Annotated in this window: 25 protein-coding genes and 1 riboswitch; of the genes, 8 read left to right on the top strand and 17 right to left on the bottom strand. The window is 37.2% G+C overall.

Annotated features, from left to right (window positions below; all coding sequences use genetic code 11):
* Nucleotides 1-8 precede the first annotated feature (8 nt).
* From BKP57_RS18485 to crcB (BKP57_RS18475), 3 genes are read left to right on the top strand one after another with little or no spacing between them, the layout of a single operon-like run.
* Entirely contained in the window at nt 9-428 is a 420-nt protein-coding gene (locus BKP57_RS18485; RefSeq protein WP_050352406.1) for a Fur family transcriptional regulator, read from the top strand.
* Complete coding sequence (crcB, locus tag BKP57_RS18480) at nt 407-805, top strand: fluoride efflux transporter CrcB (RefSeq protein WP_232231235.1); 399 nt, start codon at nt 407-409, stop codon at nt 803-805. Before BKP57_RS18485 ends, crcB (BKP57_RS18480) begins: the two co-directional genes overlap by 22 nt.
* The gene (gene crcB / locus BKP57_RS18475) at nt 802-1,143 is read left to right on the top strand and encodes a fluoride efflux transporter CrcB (RefSeq protein ID WP_050352405.1); all 342 of its coding nucleotides are present in this window, start codon (nt 802-804) and stop codon (nt 1,141-1,143) included. The genes crcB (BKP57_RS18480) and crcB (BKP57_RS18475) overlap by 4 nt, the downstream gene beginning before the upstream one ends.
* Nucleotides 1,144-1,208: 65 nt before the next feature.
* Here the strand turns inward: crcB (BKP57_RS18475) and BKP57_RS18470 are convergent, their stop codons facing one another.
* The 4 genes from BKP57_RS18470 to BKP57_RS18455 form a co-directional block, all read right to left on the bottom strand.
* Complete coding sequence (locus BKP57_RS18470) at nt 1,209-1,991, bottom strand: VLRF1 family aeRF1-type release factor (RefSeq protein WP_050352404.1); 783 nt, start codon at nt 1,989-1,991, stop codon at nt 1,209-1,211.
* Nucleotides 1,992-2,095: 104 nt separating this feature from the next.
* Complete coding sequence (locus BKP57_RS18465; protein ID WP_050352403.1) at nt 2,096-2,410, bottom strand: DMT family transporter; 315 nt, start codon at nt 2,408-2,410, stop codon at nt 2,096-2,098.
* Nucleotides 2,410-2,748: a DMT family transporter gene (locus BKP57_RS18460; RefSeq protein WP_050352402.1), complete on the bottom strand. Its 339-nt coding sequence runs from the start codon at nt 2,746-2,748 to the stop codon at nt 2,410-2,412. Before BKP57_RS18460 ends, BKP57_RS18465 begins: the two co-directional genes overlap by 1 nt.
* 497 nt (nt 2,749-3,245) lie before the next feature.
* Nucleotides 3,246-3,355, bottom strand: a riboswitch (guanidine-I (ykkC/yxkD leader).
* 808 nt (nt 3,356-4,163) lie between these two features.
* Nucleotides 4,164-5,669: a BCCT family transporter gene (locus tag BKP57_RS18455; protein WP_050352401.1), complete on the bottom strand. Its 1,506-nt coding sequence runs from the start codon at nt 5,667-5,669 to the stop codon at nt 4,164-4,166.
* 499 nt (nt 5,670-6,168) lie between these two features.
* Here BKP57_RS18455 and BKP57_RS23185 point away from each other — a divergent pair, with 499 nt between their 5' ends.
* Together BKP57_RS23185 and BKP57_RS23475 are read left to right on the top strand one after the other, a co-directional pair.
* Nucleotides 6,169-6,297, top strand: coding sequence for a hypothetical protein (locus BKP57_RS23185; protein ID WP_257786691.1), 129 nt, complete (start codon nt 6,169-6,171; stop codon nt 6,295-6,297).
* 10 nt (nt 6,298-6,307) lie between these two features.
* Nucleotides 6,308-6,673, top strand: a complete 366-nt coding sequence (locus tag BKP57_RS23475; RefSeq protein WP_072742140.1) for a transposase — start codon at nt 6,308-6,310, stop codon at nt 6,671-6,673.
* A 69-nt stretch (nt 6,674-6,742) separates the two neighbouring features.
* Here BKP57_RS23475 and BKP57_RS18445 read toward each other — a convergent pair whose 3' ends face one another.
* On the bottom strand, nt 6,743-8,050 hold the full coding sequence (locus BKP57_RS18445; RefSeq protein WP_072742139.1) for a C40 family peptidase: 1,308 nt from the start codon (nt 8,048-8,050) through the stop codon (nt 6,743-6,745).
* Nucleotides 8,051-8,375: 325 nt separating this feature from the next.
* Nucleotides 8,376-9,653 (bottom strand): isocitrate lyase, encoded by a 1,278-nt coding sequence (aceA, locus tag BKP57_RS18440; protein ID WP_072742138.1) that lies wholly within the window; start codon nt 9,651-9,653, stop codon nt 8,376-8,378.
* 386 nt (nt 9,654-10,039) lie between these two features.
* Here aceA and BKP57_RS18435 point away from each other — a divergent pair, with 386 nt between their 5' ends.
* Nucleotides 10,040-11,086 carry an aromatic acid exporter family protein gene (locus BKP57_RS18435; RefSeq protein ID WP_050352398.1) on the top strand — a complete coding sequence of 349 codons (1,047 nt, stop codon included), beginning with the start codon at nt 10,040-10,042 and terminating at the stop codon, nt 11,084-11,086.
* A gap of 118 nt (nt 11,087-11,204) precedes the next feature.
* On the opposite strand, the gene BKP57_RS18430 is transcribed toward BKP57_RS18435, so the two are convergent.
* The 5 genes from BKP57_RS18430 to BKP57_RS18410 all read right to left on the bottom strand — a co-directional run bounded on the left by BKP57_RS18430 (nt 11,205) and on the right by BKP57_RS18410 (nt 15,296).
* Entirely contained in the window at nt 11,205-11,834 is a 630-nt protein-coding gene (locus tag BKP57_RS18430; protein ID WP_050352397.1) for a response regulator, read from the bottom strand.
* Nucleotides 11,831-12,868, bottom strand: a complete 1,038-nt coding sequence (locus BKP57_RS18425; RefSeq protein ID WP_050352396.1) for a sensor histidine kinase — start codon at nt 12,866-12,868, stop codon at nt 11,831-11,833. Before BKP57_RS18425 ends, BKP57_RS18430 begins: the two co-directional genes overlap by 4 nt.
* Nucleotides 12,865-13,599: a cell wall-active antibiotics response protein LiaF gene (liaF, locus tag BKP57_RS18420; protein WP_050352395.1), complete on the bottom strand. Its 735-nt coding sequence runs from the start codon at nt 13,597-13,599 to the stop codon at nt 12,865-12,867. The genes BKP57_RS18425 and liaF overlap by 4 nt, the downstream gene beginning before the upstream one ends.
* A 686-nt stretch (nt 13,600-14,285) precedes the next feature.
* A complete protein-coding gene (locus tag BKP57_RS18415; protein ID WP_050352394.1) occupies nt 14,286-14,918 on the bottom strand; it encodes a PspA/IM30 family protein in 633 nt (210 codons plus the stop codon).
* A gap of 24 nt (nt 14,919-14,942) precedes the next feature.
* The gene (locus tag BKP57_RS18410; protein ID WP_072742137.1) at nt 14,943-15,296 is read right to left on the bottom strand and encodes a lmo0954 family membrane protein; all 354 of its coding nucleotides are present in this window, start codon (nt 15,294-15,296) and stop codon (nt 14,943-14,945) included.
* A 375-nt stretch (nt 15,297-15,671) separates the two neighbouring features.
* Here BKP57_RS18410 and BKP57_RS18405 point away from each other — a divergent pair, with 375 nt between their 5' ends.
* Nucleotides 15,672-16,124, top strand: a complete 453-nt coding sequence (locus tag BKP57_RS18405) for a hypothetical protein (RefSeq protein ID WP_072742136.1) — start codon at nt 15,672-15,674, stop codon at nt 16,122-16,124.
* Between the two features lie 172 nt (nt 16,125-16,296).
* Here BKP57_RS18405 and BKP57_RS18400 read toward each other — a convergent pair whose 3' ends face one another.
* Genes BKP57_RS18400 through BKP57_RS18390 form a run of 3 tightly spaced genes read right to left on the bottom strand, consistent with a single transcriptional unit; the run spans nt 16,297 to nt 18,559 of the window.
* The gene (locus BKP57_RS18400) at nt 16,297-16,905 is read right to left on the bottom strand and encodes a DedA family protein (RefSeq protein ID WP_072742135.1); all 609 of its coding nucleotides are present in this window, start codon (nt 16,903-16,905) and stop codon (nt 16,297-16,299) included.
* Between the two features lie 27 nt (nt 16,906-16,932).
* Entirely contained in the window at nt 16,933-17,898 is a 966-nt protein-coding gene (locus BKP57_RS18395; RefSeq protein WP_072742134.1) for an MsnO8 family LLM class oxidoreductase, read from the bottom strand.
* Nucleotides 17,899-17,953: 55 nt separating this feature from the next.
* Entirely contained in the window at nt 17,954-18,559 is a 606-nt protein-coding gene (locus BKP57_RS18390) for a DUF1836 domain-containing protein (protein ID WP_232231234.1), read from the bottom strand.
* Nucleotides 18,560-18,685: 126 nt separating this feature from the next.
* Between BKP57_RS18390 and trhA the strand changes: the two genes are divergently transcribed.
* Nucleotides 18,686-19,333 (top strand): PAQR family membrane homeostasis protein TrhA, encoded by a 648-nt coding sequence (gene trhA / locus BKP57_RS18385; protein ID WP_050352389.1) that lies wholly within the window; start codon nt 18,686-18,688, stop codon nt 19,331-19,333.
* 61 nt (nt 19,334-19,394) lie between these two features.
* On the opposite strand, the gene BKP57_RS18380 is transcribed toward trhA, so the two are convergent.
* From BKP57_RS18380 to BKP57_RS18370, 3 genes are all read right to left on the bottom strand, one after another.
* A complete protein-coding gene (locus tag BKP57_RS18380; RefSeq protein WP_050352388.1) occupies nt 19,395-19,832 on the bottom strand; it encodes a CBS domain-containing protein in 438 nt (145 codons plus the stop codon).
* Between the two features lie 307 nt (nt 19,833-20,139).
* Complete coding sequence (locus BKP57_RS18375; RefSeq protein WP_050352387.1) at nt 20,140-20,394, bottom strand: YppG family protein; 255 nt, start codon at nt 20,392-20,394, stop codon at nt 20,140-20,142.
* 156 nt (nt 20,395-20,550) lie between these two features.
* Nucleotides 20,551-21,906: a Ger(x)C family spore germination protein gene (locus BKP57_RS18370; RefSeq protein ID WP_128743462.1), complete on the bottom strand. Its 1,356-nt coding sequence runs from the start codon at nt 21,904-21,906 to the stop codon at nt 20,551-20,553.
* Between the last annotated feature and the right edge of the window lie 445 nt (nt 21,907-22,351).

Here is a 22,351-nt window from a genome sequence, read left to right as displayed (position 1 = left end):
GAAGCTATATGAATAGAAATGAAGCTGTCACACTTTTACGTAAAAAAGGCTATAAAATGACGGGAAAACGTAAAGATATCCTATCTTTTTTTGAAAAAGCAGATGGTTATCGCACTGCTAAAGATTTGATCACGCATTTAGAGGAAAGCTATCCTGGTATTAGCTTTGATACCATCTATCGAAATCTTCATCTCTATCATGACCTTGGTATTTTGGAAACTACAGAATTAGATGGAGAAAAACATTTCCGAATGAATTGTGTACACCATCATCACCACCACTTTATTTGTAAAGATTGTGGTAAAACGAAAGAAATTGATATTTGTCCAATGGAAGAAGTGGAGCAACTATTAACAGACTATTCGATTGAAGGACATAAATTTGAAATTTACGGAAGGTGTCCCGGATGCAAATTAGCACTCGCATAAAAACAATGACAGCAATTGGAATTGGCGGAGCGATTGGTGCAATGGGGAGATATTGTATATCTTTTATATTTACAGCAAAGGGCTTCCCCTTTGCTACTTTATGCGCCAATTTGCTCGGTTGTTTTTTGTTAAGTTTGCTATTAAATCATAAGCAAATAAAAGAGCGACTATCTCCTGCATTGTTCACAGCCTTAACTACTGGATTAATTGGCTCGTTTACCACTTTCTCCACGTTTGCAGTTGAAACAATCGAGCTTTGGAGTAACAACGTATTATTAGCCATTATGTATGTTTTACTTAGTATTATTGGAGGTCTATTATTTTGTTATATGGGCTATCAGTTTTCCATACATACTAGAAAGAAGGCAGAAGTATGAGTTTTTTGTTCGTTGCTTTAGGAGGTTTTTTTGGAAGCATTACTCGTTACCAGCTATCTATTACAACTCACAAACGATTGATTGGGACATGGCTGGCGAACATTACTGGGTCCTTACTCTTAGCTTTTTTTGTGCATCTTTACACAAGGGGAATTCTTCCACATACATGGTGGCTGGTATTAGGAGTAGGGTTTTGCGGAGCGTATACAACTTTTTCGACATTTGGAAATGAAACATTACAATTAATTTTCCAACACCAATTCAACAAAGCAATTGGATATATTAGCTTGTCGTTAATCGTTTCGCTTTTGCCAGTAGCACTGGTGTTATCGGTCTAATCATGCTATTCAGTTTAAAACCACTCAGGAAACGAGAGTCTGGTAAGCACCAAACTCTCGTTTCCTTACCCAAATATTTCTCCCAATATTTTTGACGCCTCATGATCCAACATATTTTTATTGATTACTTCATCCACTTGCTTTGTCATTTGGTTTTGGAATGCCTGAGCCTGGCCTGGTTCACCTATGATAATTATATTTTCCCAAGCTCTATCTTTCGCCTGTTTATCTATTTTAGGAGCCAATGATTTATACCAACGGTGCTTATTAGCTTCAAAGCGGGCATTCAAGTCATCCTTTTGGATGGTTGGATTACCAGGCCCCATCGCAGTTTTCTCACGCCAGTCATCTACTTCAATATCTAATTCGTAATTCTTCTCCATTTCCAGTTCATTTAAATAGGATTCGATGACTCTTACTTGGTTTTGTTGAACTAATATAATTCCTGTTTTTGGATACTGCTCTTTTAGTTTCTTTAATTGCTCCACTAAAGGGGTTTCCTGCCAATAAAATTCCGTTTGCAAACGCATTTGCACCCTTGTTGCAAACCACACTTCTTCATCTGCAGTTGCAAATACAATAACGCCTCTACGAAATTGCTGTTCATTACCTCGGATAAACTTTTCTACTTTTTGTTTCACTTGCTGAAAACTTTTAAGCTCTTCTTTGTCATCTGCTTCTTCTAAATACTTTTCAAAATTACGGATCCCATTTTTAAATTGGATTTTCCATTCTCTGCCCTGCTGTTCAGGGTCGGAAGGGTCTGTATTTAAGTACATTGTAAATACTTTATCTGGCCCTTCCCTTTCCACTGATTCTAAATATTCTAGTTCTTTGTTTATATCCATTCCAGACTCCACTCCTTCAATACTATCTACTTCTTAGTAATGTATAACCGCTAGGAATGTATCATAAACATAAGAATTGTTCCCTTTTCATTCTAGCTGATTGACTATGAAATAAGCTTTAAACCAACTGCAGCACTTAAAATCATACCGATGAAAAGCAATCTCCTCCAATCCTTCGACTCATGAAAGAACAACATACCAGCGAGCGCACTTCCCACCGTTCCCATCCCTGTCCAAACAGCATAAGCAGTACTCATTGCAATTGTTTCCATCGCAATGCCTAATAAAATATAACTTAGTCCAAATCCGCCTAGAAACCATATTAATGATATTGCATTCACTCGTTGATTCACTTTATTAATACCTGTTACGCCAATTATTTCCGTAAACCCTGCTACAAAAAGAATAATCCAATCCATTACGACACCTCTTCCTTTTCTTTTTGCGGCGTTACCAACTTCAAACCAATAACTCCCGTTACTAATAGTAGAATTAGCACTATTTTTAACGGTTGTACCAGCTCTCCAAAAAGCACTATTTCTGCTATAACTGTTCCTGCACTTCCTATACCTGCAAATACTGCATAGCTTGAACCTACTGGTAATCGGCGTGAGGCGATAACAAGTAAATGCATGCTTACATAAATCGCGATCAGCGTCAGAATCCAATCCATCCAACTGTTTGCATGTTTTAAACCAATTACCCAGCCAATTTCAAACAATCCAGCAAGAAATACAGTATTCCAGTCTTTATTCATCAACATCACCTTTTTTAATCATTAGTTTTTTTTAGCTAGCTAAGGAATCCTCTACTGCCTGAAGGTTCACTTTATATACTCTAAACTATCTAATCCACTCCTTCATTACCTTTCATGTGAACAAAGGCGCAAGGCGATCGTTTAGCAACGTAGCAACTGGAACGAATCAACTAAAGATTTAGGAACCATGCCCCTGCAACCAGGGCTATGTCGACGCCTGAGCGGCAAGCCCGTATTTAGTCGGCCTTCCTCTTAGCTACAACAGATGGTGACTTGTCGTAGGGCGATTCGTGAAGTTGCCTAGTTGCTGGGTGCTTGCGCCGGACGTGGCTATTCTCTTATCCCAAGCAACAAATTTTATACTTTTGTATGAAAAAACCGTCTTTAAGTGTTTTTCATCATAGATGGTGGCTTGCGCTCTTGGCGAGCCATAGTGATTTCTTATCTCTTAAAAAAAGCAAACAAAAAACCCAGAAAGATATCATATTTGCTAGATATCCTCCCGGGCTTTTATCCCTCCGTGTACACGTAATGAACCGTGCATTTTCTCTTGGTCCAGTCCAGATAGCTACTTACTTGTATCTGCGGAACCCTAGAAAATGATTATTTTAAATACTTAGCTAACCACAGTATACTTACGTTTATATGGACTGTCAAATCATCATTTATTTCGAAGCTGTCAAGGATGTACAGGAGTTCCTTCCGCGGTGAATGTAGTTAAGCTTGCAATTATTAAGGAAAGGTTTATAATAATCGCTTGTGAGCCCGCAGTGGAGGTACACTTTTACGCGGAGGGGCCTTAACTTCTGCGGAAGCAAAAAACAGCTTCCTGTAGGATGCTCGGTTGCCGGCTTCCCCGCAGAACAAGGAAGGCTTTGGCAACAAAACATCCACTTTTTGTTTCAATAGTTCTTATGTATATCCGCTACTTTTTGGTGATTCTAACCCTTATTTACAACCCGTTATTGGATTTTACGAAGCAACGCTAGTAAAATGCTTCAACAATCGTAGTTTCCTTTACCTATGCTTTTGATATCGCTTTTCATTGTCTGAAGCAATCGTTTCCCTTATACCGAACGAATTCATCTTTCATATCATCGACATCCTAATAAAATTATCCTATAACGGTAACTAAGCCTGCTATACTTCCATATCATCATTTACAATAGCACCGAGTTCGGGTCAGCTATAAAAAGTGAAAATCAGCGTGGATTTTCACTCATCCCCACTGAGTGTTAAAATGGATGACCTAAAGGGTCTCTTACAAAATAGAGCATTTAGGTGCTGTATCTCCCACGTAGACTTGTTGCAGAACAGATGAGCCAACTGCTGAAACGGGAGTCTAGTAGCATATTATATGCGAGATAAATAAGAAAGAAAAGCAGTAAAGTGTGATCTCACCTTACTGCTTCCTGCTATTCTTTATCCTGTTCCGCTTTTTTTTCACCTTTTGATAACATTCTTGTAAACGAAGCCATCATCAGCAATAGTATTACTGTAAATGGGAGCGCAGAAATTAATGAAGCAGTTTGTAATGCTTCTAAACCACCAGCTAACAGCAATACCACTGCTATAGCTGTAATTAAAAGTCCCCAGACAATTTTGGTAACTAATGTAGGGTTTAAACTTCCTCTTGAGGTCATTACACCAAGAATATAAGTTGCAGAGTCTGCAGAAGTAACTAGAAATGTAAAGATTAAAAAGATAGAAAGTATGGAAAGGATTGTTGTCATAGGTAAATGCTGATATGTTTCAAAAAGAGCAACTGCTATATCTGCATTCACAGCTTCTGCTATAGAAGTTCCATTCATTAAATCATTGTATACAGCTGTACCACCAAAAGCTGCAATCCAAATACAAGCGATAGCCGGAGAAACAACTAGTACTCCTAATACATATTGACGAATACTTCTTCCTCTGGACACACGTGCTATAAACGCACCAACAAAAGGAGACCAGGCTGTAGACCATGCCCAATAGAAAATCGTCCATTCTCTTACCCACGTATCTCCTGTGTATGGGGTTAAACGAAGACTATATCCAATAAAATTAGAAAAATAATCACCTAGACCTAAAACAAATGTATTTAATATAAAAACAGTCGGACCAGCCATAAAGACGAACACTAATAATAATAAACAAAGACCCAGATTAATATTGCTTAACCATTTAATTCCTCGATCTAATCCCGTGCTTGATGAAATTAAATATGTAATGAGCATGACTCCCGCAATCGCCATTTGTACCCAAATCGAAGTCGGAACATCAAAAACAGATTTTAATCCTCCGTTCATCTGTAGGATTCCCAACCCTAAAGACGTTGCCACTCCCATCACAGTTGCTATAACCGCTAAAGAATCGACCGTATCAGCAATAAATTTATTTTTTCCGATAATTGGTTGAATGGAGGTAGATATTAATCCTCGTCGTTTTTTCCTAAACTGCAAGTAGGCAATAACTAAGCCAACAATAGCAAATACAGACCACTGACTAACTCCCCAATGAAAAAACGCATATCCCATTGCAACTCTTGCTGCTTCTTCACTCATGGCTTCCACTGCAGGAAACGGTGTTTTAAAAAAATGACTCATAGGTTCAGCTACTCCCCAAAAAACAAGACCTGCACCAAAACCAGCAGAAAAAAGCATACCAATCCAAGTAAAAAATGAATATTCGGGTTTAGTTAGTGTTGCTCCTAGCTTTATTTTACCAAACTTACTTAAAGATAGCGTGATGAGGAAAACAACGAAAACAAACACAGCTAATAAATAAAACCAGCCAAAATGAATCGTTGTAAAATGAAACAATTTTTCTGCTACTGCTCCAAAACGATTTGGCAGAGTAGCTCCGATAATGACTAGTAAAAATACAACAAATGCAGAAACGTAAAACACAGGGTTATTCAATGTACTTTTGTTCATAACAATTCCTTTCTGTTCTAGTTTACAAGCTGATTTCAAAATGAAAAGTGAGTAAGGGGAAATCGACTAGCTATGGTTATCAAGTATGAAAACAAGATGGCAGCAATTTCCTATTATCTTGGGGGTTATTTATGTATACCCACATCAGAGAATATTAAACGCAATATTCCCACTATGAGAACAAACGGAATTTCTATATTGTTGCAGCTAATAATCTGTAAATTACAAGTAAATGAATCCAAAACCACACACTATACAATTTTCAATTAGATTGGGCATCTGTGGTTATGATTTCTAAACAAAAAAAGCGCCCCAAATATTGGAGACGTACTGCTAATTTCATTCTATTGTTTAGAAAAATGTCCATAAAATAAAAATTATTCTATATTTTTTGGGATGATAGAAGTTGGTTCTCACCCAAAAGGTCAAAAAAGCGCCCAACTAAATGAAAAAATTCGTTATAATTGTAATAGCACTTTTACGTTGGAGGTTTTGGATAATGTTTAAACACGTAAAGAAAAACGTACAAAAAACACTATTTGATCAGGACCAATCCTTTCCTGGCTATGTGATGGACATGTTGAAGAAAAGCATGGTGGTTCTATCGTCAAAACTGTCCACTATTTGAACGATACTAAGTGAAAGAGCAAAAACGTGCGTATCATATTTCGTTTAGTGAAAACAAAATCCGCACTGATCAGACGAGTTCTAAAATCGGGACAGATCGCCACCGAAACCTATCTAATTATCGCTCAGGTGTGGGAGGTGTACCATCCGTCTTAAAACGGGCATATCGATTAGAGCGTTTGCCTGTCAGGGGACAAGTGCGCCCAAAAATCTGGATTTTCGCCTCCATCATCGCCCAAAACTTCAAAAGATGCAGGAACACTTTTATGCTCCCTATATTTCGAAAAAAATTTGCTAAAGAGAATTTTGATCAAAAAGATGGCTGTCTAACTCTCTTCAGCAACGGAAATTCCCGTTTTTGGGGTCTAGCCTATTAAATGCTTTAGTACTAATGGTAGAATAGTCAAAAAAGCCGTTCTCATAATGAGAACGGCTTTTTTATGTGATTATAGCACACGACGTACGTGACCTTTGAATGCATTGCTCCAATAACTATTAGACATGCTTTCTACTGAAACTCCCGGTGTGCTTTGTGCACCGATGAATTGTCCGCCACCGATATAGATAGCGACATGTCCATTTTTCTTATACGTATCAAAGAAAACAAGATCCCCAGGTTGAATTTCACTGTATGAAATCTTTTGACCTACACCAACCAAAGCACTTGTACTTGATGGGATAGAATATCCTCCTTGAGAAAATGCCCAAGATACAAATCCAGAACAGTCAAATCCGCCCGGACCTTTACCACCCCAAACATAAGGTGTACCTAAATGCTGATAACCTGAGTTGATAATAGTACTTACTCCACCACTTCCTGCTGAAGGTTTTGCTTTTGCTTTTGCTTTAGGAGAAGAACTCTTGCTGCCTAATGTTTGCAAGTCTCCGTCCTTTGAATCGTTATTTACAGAAGCAGAAGCAGAAGGTGAAGATGAAGTTGAAGTTGAAGCAGAAGGAGTATTATTAGCCGATGCTGCTGGTTGACGTTCAGAAGCAACGCTTTGTCTTACTTCTGCTTCAAGATCAGCCAAGTTGCTATCTTCTCCTTTTAAATCTTCTTTTAAAGTCTCCAGATCAGCTTTTTTATCTTTTAACTTTGCTTCTTTTTTCTCATTTTCTTGCTTCTGTTCTTTAATGGTTTCCTGCATGCCTTCTAATTCTACTTGCAGATCTTCCATTTCTTCTAAACTCTTAAGCACTTTATCTTGTTTTTTGGTTACTTCTTGCTTATCATTTTCTTGTTCTTCTAAAAGTTTAGCGTCTGAATTCGTAATTTTATTCACTGCTGATACACGGTTAATGAATTCTCCAAAGTCTTTAGAACCTAAAACAACTTCTAAATAGCTAACGTCACCACCGCTTTTTTGGTAAGAAACTGCACGTTCTTTTAGTTTCTTATAACGTTTCTCAATCGCATCTTCTAGTGCAGCAATTTCTTTTTCCAGCTTGTCCACTTCTTGTTCTTTTTTAGCAATATCCGCTTTGACTTTTTCGATTTGTGCGTTGTTTTCTTTCATCGCATCATTAAACTGTGTTATTTGTTTATTTAATTCCTCTAACTCAATTAACACATCCGCAATTTTAGCTTCTGCCTTTGATAAATCTGCTTTGATTGCTTCACGTTCATTTTGAATCTCCGTTTGCTTATCCTTCAAACTTCCTAGCGTTTCCGCCTGCACCTGCGTGTGAAAAAATGCGCTACTAAAACCAACGACTGTCACAGTCGCAACTGTTACAATTGACTTTTTCAACATACTCCCCCGCTTTTCACATAGAATTCAGCCCTGTTTTATATGTATCTATCTTTTTTGTTTGGCTGTATGAATAAACTATTATTTTATGTATAACTATTTTCTTAGGCACTTCGTATTATAACAGCAAAAAATTGCAATCGTATTATAGTAATATTACAATTATATTTCAAATGCGACATAAAGTTTGATTGTTCATGAAAAGAAGCGTTGATTCGCTAACGAATAACGCTCCTTTTTTAATTCCAAAATAGAGACTAAAATATTTCTTTTTTCCTGTATGAATGAAAGATTTCATTGTTAATCATTAGAGGATTCTGTAACTTTCTTAAGAAGTAAATTGTTCTTCTTCTGTCGAACCTTTTAATGCTGCAGTTGAAAAGGCACCTCCAGAAATAACTTGTGCCACTTCATCAAAGTACCCAGTTCCAACTTCACGTTGATGTCTCGTAGCACTATAGCCGTATTGTTCACTATGAAATTCGTTTTGCTGTAGTTCCGAGTATGCTTTCATACCTTCAACCTTATATTTCCTAGCTAGTTCAAACATACTGTAATTTAAAGCATGAAAACCTGCCAAAGTAACAAATTGGAATTTATATCCTAGAGCTGCCAGTTGCTCTTGGAAACTGGCAATTTCATCGTCATTGAGCTTTTTCTTCCAATTAAACGATGGAGAGCAATTATAAGCTAACATTTTATTCGGGTATTTTTCTCGGATAGCTTCTGCAAATTGCTTTGCTTCTTCGTAATTTGGTTCCGATGTTTCACACCAAATTAAGTCAGCGTAAGGAGCATAAGCAAGTCCCCTTGCAATCGCTTGATCAATCCCTGCCTTTGTTTTATAAAAACCTTCCGTTGTACGTTCTCCGGTAATAAATGCAGCATCATATGGATCTACATCACTCGTAATAAGATCTGCAGCGTTCGCATCGGTTCTAGCAATGATAACAGTAGGTGTTCCCATCACATCCGCAGCTAGGCGGGCAGCAATTAGATTACGCACGGCTGTCTGTGTCGGAAGCAATACTTTACCACCTAAGTGTCCACATTTTTTCTCTGATGATAATTGATCCTCAAAATGAACGCCTGATGCGCCTGCCTCAATCATTGACTTCATTAATTCAAAAACATTTAATTGCCCACCGAATCCAGCCTCTGCATCAGCAACTATCGGTGCAAACCAATCGATATCCTGTTTCCCTTCTGAATAGTGGATTTGGTCGGCTCGTTGCAAAGCCTGATTAATGCGCTTTACCACATTTGGCACACTATTTACAGGGTATAGACTTTGATCTGGATACATTTGCCCTGCTAGATTCGCATCCGCTGCCACTTGCCAACCGCTCAGATAAATCGCCTTTAACCCAGCTTTTACTTGCTGAACAGCTTGATTTCCTGTTAGAGCTCCAAGTGCATGAATATAATTTTCCGTTTGCAGCAACTCCCATAATTTTTCCGATCCTTTTTCAGCTAATGTATAGGTCATATCCATCGAACCTCTTAGACGAATGACGTCCTCTGCACTATAAGGTCTCTCTATCCCCGTCCACCGTTCATCGTTTTCCCAAGCCTTTGTCAAATCATTTATCCGCTCATTTGTCATTGTAAAATTCCCCCTTTGTTATTGTAAAAAATCATTTTATTCCAACTCGCTCTGTTATATTACATTTATATTTGTTATATAACAGAAAACCCAAAAAATTAGTCTTGCTTCTTCGAAAGGCAGTGATCACATTCTTGAATCATACTTATTCCCTCCATCTCCTTTCCACAATCTGGGCACATGACGATGTCTTTGCTTATTTTCACTTTTAAACCTCCCTTTTATACAACAGATTTAATAAAAATTTTATTGTTATAATACAGTTTATGAGATTTGTTTGAAAAATGCAACCCTTTTTTTCATTCAGTTGAAATTTTTATTTACTTAGTAGAAAATAGATGAGGATATCGCATTTTGTAAGTATAACCTCTAGGAGATGAGCTTTTGTGAAACCTTCTCACTTTATTGGAAGCAGGGTCGTAAAAACTGGCGTTGCGGTTTTTCTAACTGCCTGGATTTGTGAGCTGTTCGACGCCCCGGCTGTATTTGCAGTTATAACTGCCATCGTAACCATAGAACCAACTGTTTCTGATTCTATTCGTAAAGGGTTTGTCCGTTTTCCCGCATCAGCAATCGGTGCTGCATACTCCGTATTCTTTATTTACCTGTTTGGAAATTCACCAATAACGTACGCACTTGCTGCCACATTGACGATTGTCACATGCTTTCGTTTAAAACTACATGCAGGATTATTAGTTGCCACACTCACAGCAGTAGCCATGGTGGAAGTAATTCATAGCAATTATTTTATTTCTTTTCTTATTCGCTTAGGAACAACCACGATCGGCTTAGTCGTCTCTACTGCTGTCAATATGTTTGTTTTACCACCTGATTATACGTCTCATATTACTGAAAACATGATGGCAATACGAAAACGTTTGGCAGCCAAGATCGAAAAAGTGTTTTATACAGTAACGGCTGAGCAACCAACAGCAGCTACCAATGCATTGAAATCGACAGATGTTGTCTATAAAAAAATTCGCCAAACAGAAACACTTATCCAGTTTCAAAAAGAAGAAGCGAAATACCACCCATTAACGAATAGTGAAAAAAGATTTTTTAAACAAGTTGAAAAACAGCTCACTTGCCTCAAACTGATTCACTATCATATTGACAATGTTGTCACCACAAGACTCCGGGATGACCTTTGGCATGATCATGAAAAAAAGATTATTCGTCAAGCTGCGGACGAACTTGTGGACACTTTTAATCGTAAAACAGCGTTAAATCAAACCCACATTCGTGAACTGAGGGAACTATACTGGAGAGAAAACGGAGTTGCCAGCCGAAAACCAGACGCTAGTGTAGCAAATTTCCCACCGGAGCTAATCATTACGTATGAATTACTTACCATTTGTCAATTAACAGAGCGATTTTTGGAGTACGGGAAAGATATAAAAAAACAAACGAAAATAATCGAGCAATCACGTTGAAAGGCACTATGTACGATAGTTTCCATATTTATTGCTACCGAACATGGTTAGCTGCTTCATTTGTTTGCATGCTCAACTAAAAAACGAGCTACATGGTCATGCACTCGTTTTTGGTAGCCTATTTAACTAGATGGTTCTTGAAAGCATAAATAACAGCCTGTGTTCGGTCTTGTACTTCCAACTTTGACAACAGATTGCTCACATGAACTTTAACCGTCTTTAAAGAAATAAATAATTGATCAGCAATTTCTTGGTTTGTTTTCCCTTGGGCTAATAACAATAAAATTTCCCGCTCCCTGTCTGTCAAATCTTCATGTAAGGCCCGTTCCGGTGAGCGCATACGATTCATTATTTTCCCTGTTACTTCTGGTTCTAAAACAGTTTGTCCTTCAAAAGTAGCCCGTATCGCTTTTGCAATTTCCTCTGCTTTGGATGTTTTCAACATATAACTTGTCGCACCTGCCTCCAAAGCTGGGTACACCTTTTCATCGTCTAAAAAGCTAGTCACAATAATAATTTTGGCTTCCGGCCATTGTTCCATAATCAACCGAGTTGCTTCAATGCCATCCATTTCTTTCATAACGAGATCCATTAAAATGATATCCGGCTTTAATTCCAAAGCGAGCTCTACAGCTTTTCCTCCATCATCTGCTTCTGCAACTACTTCAATGTCGGATTGTGCTGATAAATAAGAGGTTACTCCAATCCGGACCATTTCATGATCATCTGCGAATAAAACCCTGATCACTCTTCCTCTCCTCCTTTCTCAAAATGAGGAACCTTCACTTCCAAGCGTGTACCTTGATTTGGAAAGCTAATCACTTTATAGCTTCCTCCTACTTCATAAGCTCGTTCTCTCATATTCTGTAAACCGTAAGATCCCGTCTTCAGCTTACCCATATCAAATCCAACTCCATCATCGGTTACACGTAAAATAATATTCCCATCTCTTTCTACTAACATCACATGTAAAGAATTAGCTTTTGCATGGCGAAGTGTATTTGATAAAGCTTCCTGGAGTATCCGGAATAATTGGTCTTCAACACCTTTATCAACAATAAAAGCTTCAATATTCCAATCGACTTGGATTGGTACTTTTTGCGTAAGCTCCATAAGTAATTCTTGCGTTCCTTCTTGTAAGGACTTTCCTTTTAAAGCTACTGGTCGTAAGTGCAAAAGGAGTGCTCGCATCTCCAACTGTGATTGCTGTATCATGTTCTCTACCATACGAAGTTGTTTTTGTATGGTTTCATCCTTAGGTGGATTCGTTTCTGTGATTGTCGACATCATCATAGAGGCTGCAAATAATTGCTGACTTACGGAATCATGTAATTCTCGTGCTAGTCTGTTTCGTTCCTGAACAACAATTTCCTGTAAGCTTTGTTCTCTTTCTACAGCTCTTTCTGTCGCTAAGCGCTGCGCATGCTCTGTTTGCATTCTAATCTTATGCTGTACTTGTTCAAGGTAATGTTGCATTTGACCTAGATCTTTTGGAATTTCCAAGTCAAAATTCAACTTTTGCCCTTTTATAATTTCTTCCATTTTCTTTTCCAGATAGTGAATACGTTGTCGCCAGTACAAGCCTGTCACAGTCCCTGTAACGATCCCAACGGAAACTGGAATTACAAAAAGGATAAATAAAAAGGAAATGTCTTCGATCTTCTTGTCAAAAATAGTGCTCCAATCATCTACAAAAGCAAAAAGCGTGACTCCTGTTACTAATATGGTCAGGACGATACTATAGAAAATAGACGTAGAAATATGACGAAATAGCAGATTCATGTACGTTTCACCTCGATATCCCCAGATATTATGGAGGTAATTATTTTTACTCGAGGAAACGATGTATCATAATCTTTCGTTTGGTATAATAACGCTTGATTCATAATTCTTTCATGATAATTTCCAAATATGAGTGCACGTCCGATAACGGAACTATGATGGATGCTAACCTCTACATCATATGGTACGTAAATTTCAATATTACCGACTAGGTGCCGAATGGATATTACAGCCGTATCATTCGGTAACACCGTATTACTTAGATCAATGACCCTGTCACCAAAGGCACCATGAATATTCACATCTCTCCATTGATAAGCTGTATCATCCGTCCTTTGGTCATCAAAAAAACGGTGATCGAAGAACGGGTGCTTATGAATCAAGTTTTCTTTGACTTCTTGTTTTGGATGTGAATTCAGATGTGGTTCCACCCACTTTGCTACTTTTTTTGATTTCGAATAATTAATAAGAAATATCGCAATGGCAGCAACGACAAAAAATCGGATGGCCAGCATATTTAATATAGAAAAGATAATACCTATAATTCCAGACCAAAAAAACAACTTTCCCCATAGTTTTTCAAAATTTTGACGTCCTATATAAATAAGCAAAGCAAAAAAAAGTGCCGGAATAATCATGCCACCTTGAAAAAAGGTAATCTCTAAAATAAAGAGGATTACTCCAACAATTAATATCCAATTTAGTGTATCTGTCGATAGTCGTTTAAACATGAAGTAACCCTCCTTTATTTATTATATTCCTTCATTAGAAAAACTTGGCTTGTCGCCAAGTCTTATGGCGGAAGCCTTTGTTTTTCTTATACTATAAACCAAAAAAACTTATACTTTCCTATAGTGGAACAAAGGCGCGGGGCGCCCGTTTAGCAACGTAGCGAATGGAACGAATCAACTAAAGATTTAGGAATCATGCCACTAAAAACAGGGGTATGCCGACGCCTGAGCGGTAAGCCCGTTTTTAGTCGGCCTTCCTCTTTGCCATGAACCGATGAGGCCTTATCGTAGGGCGCATTTCTAAAGTCGCATCGTTGCTGGGCGCTGAAGCCGGACGTGGCTATTCAGTTATTCCCTTATCCCAAAGCAACAAATTTTATACTTTCCTGCGTAGAAACCCAAAAAAACACCATTTAATAGCCGAATCCAATATTTTATCCCCGTTTTGGAACCAATGTTACTTTTCTAAGTTTTTTCCGCTACTTTAGTTAGAATCTGACCTGTTGCTTCAAACGTCTTTACACTCTATGGTGATAGGATTAAAAACAGACGCAATCTCTTGCGCCTGTATAGTATACCATGTTTTTCTTTGCCGAAGAAGATATGTTCATTTACCGAGAACAGTTTTCCCCATCGTTCGTTATACTCCGAAGTAAGTTTCTATGGAAACGTAAATTCCTTCTTTCCTACGCCTCTTCTTTTTCTGCCATTTCTTTTTCAAGCTTTGCCATTTTATGATCAAATGTACTGCGATAATAAGCACTATTCACCTTATATTCAAGGCCTTCAATATATCGTTCCATTTCCGCAAACTTAGAGAATGGCTTATCTGACGTTTCATCAATTACGCGATTGATTTGATGATTTGCACGTGCGATATTTTCACGGCCCATTAATTCCATTCTACGCAGATGCATATCTTTTAATTTATGCTTCATATTTTCATACTTTTGCTCTAGTATTTCAAGCTCAGCTGCAGCCTCGTCTCGAGATGCTTTCATGCGCTCGGCTCGTGCTTGATATTCTTGATGCTCACGAATAGCAAATTCATACATTTCCAATTCGCCAGCTTTTTCCGCAATATTCGCTTGCTTTAAACGTTTATCTGCTAAGTCTTGGGCTAATTGATATTCTTTTAAAAATTCATCCTTCAATTTATATTGACGCTCTAATAGTTTTCGAACTTTCTCTTTTTCTTGCTCGCTCTGTCTAAGGTAATGATTCAAAGCTGCAATCGGATTTTTTTGCTCCTTTTGATCCATTAGGTAGTGTAGATCGCTAACGACAGATTCCTTCATTCTCGTAAAAATATTAGTCATGGTTTGTCTCTCCTTTTTCAGTAATTACTTATTTAATTCAGCCCATTGACGTTCAAAATTCGTAAACGGATCGTCTTCCTCTATGTGATGAACAACTGGGTCATCTGTTTCTTTCTTCCAACTTTTATAAATCATGTATAGTGCCACTGCTGCGACAACTCCAATTAGCGCAAACATATTTGAAATAGTGATACTTAACACGATAAGCCCTACGATAACCCAGCCGATTTTTCCTGCTGTTGAATCAGTTTTCATAAACTGTTTAAAGATAACATAAAGTAGCCATATGCCAAGTCCCAAAAATACCATTGGACCTAAATTAGCCAGTAGAACAATAAACGCTGTTAATCCTGCTAGAAATAAAAGAAATTTTTTCACCGGATTTCCTCCTTCCTTTAGCTTACTTCTATCATACAGACCATATCGCTGTTCCGTAATGAACGGAAGGCATATTTTTATCTAGTACTTGAGGCGTATTCTGTTCTGTATGCTTGAACTTAGACAAGTTCTCCTAATCGATGGTATTCCTACTGCTGAAAAGAAAATAAACAGTGAAAGATAAGGTATTAAAGGATTAAATTAGGTTTCTTTTTTGTCGAGATAGTGAAATCAGAAAATGAAAAAGAGGAAAAATGGTTATTTAATGATTAGCAACTAATAGCGATTAGGCAAGTATCAGGTTTCTATATGGGATCCCCATACAGAGTTGTTGATGTTAAACTTAATTATGATATTCAATATAGGAGAGAGTTTATGAGTTGTAAAGAATGTTATAGTGATAATCCCTATGCCACTCCTATGTTAAGACCTAGAGAGTGTTTAGAGAAACATACTCAATATATTTGTGGCACTTGTGGAAGATGCATTTGTATCGAAAGAGATGAAAAAAGAGGGCTTAGGAGATGGAACTTCCCTTTCAAATCTCTCAAAATTGCAAAATTGTATGTTAGAACAGCAGAGTATACAGCTCAAAGGAAATGTTTCATTTACGAAATAATTAGTAAAAGCGGAAGAAAATCATATAAAATATTTTCCGCCCCATCAGAGTTAGAAGAATATCTTAAAAAAAATAAAAATAAAATGTGTTCAGGGAATAAACCAATTTGGAGTAGTGATGAATATATTGATTATCCTAATACTCAATTCAAAAAATTAAAGGAAAATGAACTGGAAGTGTATCTAAAACATGTTTTAGATAATAAATGAGTTTTTAGGGTTGTTAGGGCTTTCCCTGATTTTTAAGACTATGCAAAAAAGAATTCTTGAAAAGGTCTTATGTTTTAACAACAAGCGTATAGCGAGGCGTTAGTCAGAGGTGAGAGCGGTTTGCTCTCACTTCTTTTTTATTGTACAGGAAACGATAAAAGAAGCAGCAAAATTATTGCTGCCTTCTACGTTTCATAAATATATAAATAATTATAACGATCCCTATACCTATAGCGATATAAACAAATGTCGAATATAATTCCATAAATGATAAAATATCGGTCCATGATTCCCCAAGCTGCATGCCAATTAAAATAAGTATTGTGTTCCAAATGAGAGTACCTGTAATAGTCAGTATTACAAACTTGACAAAATTCATATTCGACATCCCAGCTGGAATCGAGATCAAACTTCTTACTAAAGGTATCATTCTACAAATAAATACTGTCCAATAACCATATTTATCAAACCAAGCATCGGCTCTTTTAACATCTGTTTTTTTTATCCGCAATATATGTCCGTACCGATCAATTATTTTTTCTAATTGTTCTACATCAAGTAGCAAACCAATCCCAAACAAAATAATCGCACCCAGTACGGAACCTACTGTTGCTGCAATGATAACACCAAGCACTGTCAAATCAGTAGTTGTCGTCAAAAACCCTCCAAAGGGAAGAACAATTTCTGATGGGATGGGTGGAAAAATATTCTCTAAAGCCATCATTAGAAACACGCCAATATAACCGAACTCTTCCATGATGGATGTTACCCAATTTTCCATGTATGTACTCCTCTCCTCACCTAACAGCTATAAACAAGCTTGCGCAATTAATTGATAAGAGGTCTTTCGGCTCTCATAGTCAGGTGTATTAGTTAAAATCATGATTTCATCTGCTTGATATATTGCTTGTAACGATTGCAACTGCTTATGTACTTGCTCTGGATTGCCTAATACATATTGGGCGTTTAGTTTTTCAGTGAACATATCATCATTCGCCCTATCACGGTCTCGAACCGCTTTACCTTTAGCTTGGGTCAAATGTTTTTCTTCGTGCTTTTTCTTTTCCATATAAGACCTTTCTGCAAGCTTTCTTGCCGCTTCAAATGTCGCCGCACAAATAACAGAAACAGAAACAATCACTTTTCCATTATATCGTTTTCGGTAACGATCGACAATTGCTGGTCCATCCTTATCTGTCATAAAATGCCCAAACACATAGGACATTCCCTTTTCAGCAGCTAGCTTTGCACTTTTTTCACTAGTACCTAACAGCCACAGGTCAGGAGGGAAATCAGGGTTTGGCGTAGCAGTAACATTTGCATAAAGGTGATCTTTAGCAAATGTTTGCTGAAAAAAAGCTACCAATTCATCGATATCAGCAGAAATGTTTTTTACATTTTGTAGAAAATTACCCGATAAAGCTATCGTTGCTTCTGCTGATCCACCTGGTGCTCTGCCAATTCCCACATCCACTCTTTTAGGGTATAGCGTTGCTAATAAATTATATCTTTCGATTACATTAAACGGCCGATAGTGAGGCAATAAAACAGCTCCAGCTCCAATCTTCATTTTTTCTGTTCGACTCCCGATTAAACCAAGAAGAATGTCGGGAGCAGGGCATGCAAATAACTCCATATCATGATGTTCAGCAACCCAGTACCGTGTAAAACCGAGTTGATCAGCCATTTCGGCTAATTCCAATGTGGCCGAAATGGCCTCTTTGGGCGTAGCTCCACTTAGTACAGGCACTTGATCTAAAATACTGAGTTTCAACTGTCTTCCCCCTACTTTCAATTAGTTTATTACCATTAATTGAAAAATCCAATCGTTATTTGTCATTCTTCGTAGCAATTCGATCCACCATCTTTTCCGCAGCTCGTCGATAATAATTGCTCATGTTAACAAAAGATGCCACTAATAGAAGTTCTTGCAAGTAATCAGCATCGTTACTAGCTAATGTTTCACTTTGGTGTTCGACATCATCAATCAATTGTTTCATTTCTGATTCTAGCTGTTTCATACTTTCATCAGCAAGTTGGACATAGCTTTCATATAGTTTCGCTAATTCAAAGTTATCTTCCACTACCATTTTGTTTAGCTTGTATAACGTTGTTTTCACATCATTAATGGAGAGCGCACCCTTTAATTGATAAATCATTGCGATTAACATTAAATGATCTTTTGAATATTTCTTATTTTCGATCGGATAAAATAGCTTTCCTTTTGCATAATTGTTAATCATTGTTTTGGTCAAAACCTTCTCTTGCTCATCTCGCTTTAATCCTTCGAACGTACTTTCGAATAGTTGAATAACTTGATCCATATATAAATCCAAATTTGGAATATCATCTAATGACAACTGACTATTCAACTGCATTTGCTTCATAAAATCTTTCAAATTTTCCATTCCATACCCTCTTTTATACATATCCATTACTTGCTTACCTTCATCATTATACGAAAGAAAAAAAGGGAAGTAAACCTTGACTACATCACAAAATACATATATTATGATTATATAGTTTTCAAAACTACTTAATACAGTAAAGGGGTTGATTTAATGGGTGTATACATTCGTGAACCGATTAATGGACTTACACATTTATTCGGTGCGGTATTGTCGTTTATTGGGCTTTTAGCATTGATTTTCAAAGCAACTGAAACAGGCGGATCACCGCTTGTAATTACTGCAGTAGTTATTTTTGGATTAAGTATGACATTGTTATATTCCGCCTCCGCAACCTACCATATGGTTATTGCTAAAGACCGTGTAATTGGTTTTTTACGACGGATTGACCATTCCATGATTTACATATTAATTGCCGGAACGTATACGCCGTTTTGCCTGATTAGTTTAAAAGGTACTTTAGGCTGGACATTATTTACTACTGTTACAACTTTGGCTGTTTTAGGTGTCGTATTTAAATTAGTATGGTTTCATTGTCCACGATGGTTATCTACTTTATTATATATTGGGATGGGTTGGATCGTTGTATTCTTTAGTTCAGCTCTTGCCCCAATCATTACTACTGGAGGGATGATTTTTCTAGTCTTAGGAGGCATCATCTATACCATTGGTGGCATCATTTATGCTTTAAAACCTAAAGCATTGAATTTTAAACATATGGGATTTCATGAAATTTTTCATTTGTTTATTTTGGCGGGAAGTTTGTGCCACTTTATTTCTGTTTATGCATATGTGTTATAATGTTTCTATGCAAAAAAGTACTCTGAGAACATGTTTTCACATGGTCAGAGTACTTTTTTTGTTATTGCTGTGGACTGGAAGGGTTAGAAATACTAGATAAAGCTTGTCCTGCCTCATTTTGCAATTGCTGATCAACAGCCAAGTCTCCCAATGCAACCATTCCAATTAGTTTGCCATTTTCAACAATAGGCAAACGTCTAATTTGTTGCTGTGCCATTAACTCAGCTGCTTCATGGATATCCATCTCAGGCGTCCCATGTACAATTTGTTGTGCTGTCATTACTTGAGAAACGGGAGTTTGGGCAGCTTCACCTTGCGCAGTAGATCGGAGCGTAATATCGCGATCGGTCACCATACCTACCATATTTCCTTGATCATTTACAACGGGGATAGCACCTATATTATACTCACTCATAACAGCCGCTGCCTCTTGAATGGTTTGCGATTCATTTACTGTATAAACGTTTTTGGTCATATAATTACGTATTTGTTGATTCATAATCTAGCCTCCTTTGTATTAGCTTGTCTTAATCTGTGCAAATTTATGATAAATAGGATTAGAAACATTTGGTTTTAACTTAACAGAGGTGCCCAAAAAGCAAATAAATTACTCGGGAAACGTTTTTCGTTATGCCTGTACCTTTACACGTACAGGCATAGCATAATATTAATTAAAGCTTGTTCCCATTCTTTTTGAACACCTTTCAACCATTTAAACAAACTAAATAATATTCCCTATTAAGCATAATTTGAAAAACTCTATCTATTTGTACGGATCGCAAAGATGCATTTTTTAATTTTTAAACTTATTTCTTCCTTACAAACGATGTTAGCAGAGGACTAACTTGCCCATACAGCTTATGGACTTGTGAAGCTACCTCTGTTATCTTATTCAAATCTATTTCCCCTTCTGCATTTCGGAAAGAAGATAATACACTTTCCATTCGGGAAGATGTTTGTTGAGCATTCCTTGTCTGCATCGGTCGCCCTATCCACATAGGTTTCCTTCGTTCATGCTGGTTCATAGGTTGCTTGATTGGTCGGTTTGGAAACATAATCATCACCTCTCACTCCATATTCTATTCTAGTTTATGAGAGGTTTATCATTGGTGCATAGACAGTTTGCTTATTTTTTTTATTTTGTGAATTGGTTCTAACAAACCTTTCTAAGCTTTGTATATTTCTTACGCGTTTCACCAATCAGGTGGTTTAAACAATTATTTAAAGTTGTCTGAAGCCCCTGTTTTCTTAATTGTCGTATCAACCTTTACATCTATCTCAGCTTTTGAAAAATAATTCTTGCCTACATCCCAGTCATCCTTTACTTGTTGCCAAATATCATAATGGCGATGAAATAACTCATCACCCAAGCCAATAAAATCAACTTGTAAATCGTTTTGTGCTACTTTTATCGTTCCTTCTGTTAACTCATCTATTTTATTTTCCGTTGCATGCTCCAACTTTTTTATAAAGGATTCTGAAGTTAATTTAGAGTATCCGTGCATTTCGGCAACAGTCGCTTTTAAATTTAACTTAATTTCAACCTTTAAATTATCTTTATTTTTATTTAATAAGTGATAGGAATTCCCACCACTTGTTAACTCAATAACAGCTGCTTCCCCATCAACATTTACATTAATGGGGGCATTTTGATCATCCTCTGTTAACAAAGTTAATCCCATAGTCTCCTTGTCTGATAAAGAGCCAACCATCAGATTCTTCTGTGCACGAATAACTGCGGCATTTTTATATTTTAATGCTTTATCATCCATAATTTCTATTTCCGGGAGGGTGTAGCTTCTATTATCAAGCATTAACTCTCGCAATTGCCCTACTGGTACAGGCGCTAGAGATTTGGCATTTTTATAATTACTTTCCATTAGAGATTCAATATAGAGGGCTGGCACCTTTTGATCCTTAGGTGAAACATCCAGAATATCTTTTGCTTGCAACCCTTCTTTAGCGATCGCTACCTTTATTCCCCTACGCATTTCATGATCACGTATAAAAACATCCATCACTTTTGATAAAAGTTCCGGCTCTTTAGCTACTTCTTCTGAGACGATAACGACTTTCATATGGGAAAAAAATGGCGTTTCACTAGATAACGTCGCCATTTCCCGAAAAATTTCAAACACGCTTCCCCCGGTTACCGTAATATTTTTATACGCTTCTTGTTGTGCACCTCCCCCTTGGAGTGGAGTGCCCAAACCTGCCGGAATAACAAACTGGTTGGTAAATAGTATTTCGTATTTATTGTTATCTTTTTTCTCCCCCAAATCAATTGCCGAACCAACTACAAATCCACGATCTTCAATTTCTATCCGATCCCAGCATGCTGATAGAAATAGTAAAGAAATACTACATATGATAACTGCGATAAGCTGTTTAACCAACCTCTTCCGTCCTTTCAATATGGTTTCCATTTTTATTCTTTTTCCCTGAACGCCCGTTTTTATACGTGCGAATGTATATAAGACAGCAAACCCATCTTGTTCTTGTTGCTTTTTTTGATTATTAAAGTAAAAACAAGGGAACCATTGTCTTGGATCAGTTTTTTTAATTATTGGCACTATTTCTTTAAGCAATAGTGAAACTATTTCAAAAAGATGTTTTGCCAACTTCTGTTATTGGTGGATTTGGGGTTTTTATTAATAGGAATTTTTTGGGGCTTAGCACCGCTCCCAATCCAGAAGAAAGGCTAACAGCGGCATCACTATCACTAGGTTGACTAGTTGTCCTAGTAGTTGCTTCTGTACCTTTGGGGATAAAAAGAAAGTCTGCAGATAGCGGAAAAAAGAAAACCATTCAGCCTGTATTTTTAGATGTCATAGAGGTTTTTGTTGGTATAAAAGAGTAGCAAATGGTACTTCGCGAATGACTCAACAGAAGAGGACATTCAATTTTTAAAAGCTTGCTACTAAATTTTAAACAATACACTGGGTAAGGTTATGTATGACGAGCATGCTTGAACTAGGTCCACCATCATTTTCAGCAGCTCCATAACGATATAGCAGC

Origin of the sequence: Virgibacillus sp. 6R, assembly GCF_001895305.1 — a bacterium.
Lineage (GTDB): Bacteria > Bacillota > Bacilli > Bacillales > Amphibacillaceae > Virgibacillus > Virgibacillus pantothenticus.
The sequence above is the reverse complement of the archived record's forward strand: the minus strand, read 5'-3'. Positions and strand labels throughout refer to the sequence as shown.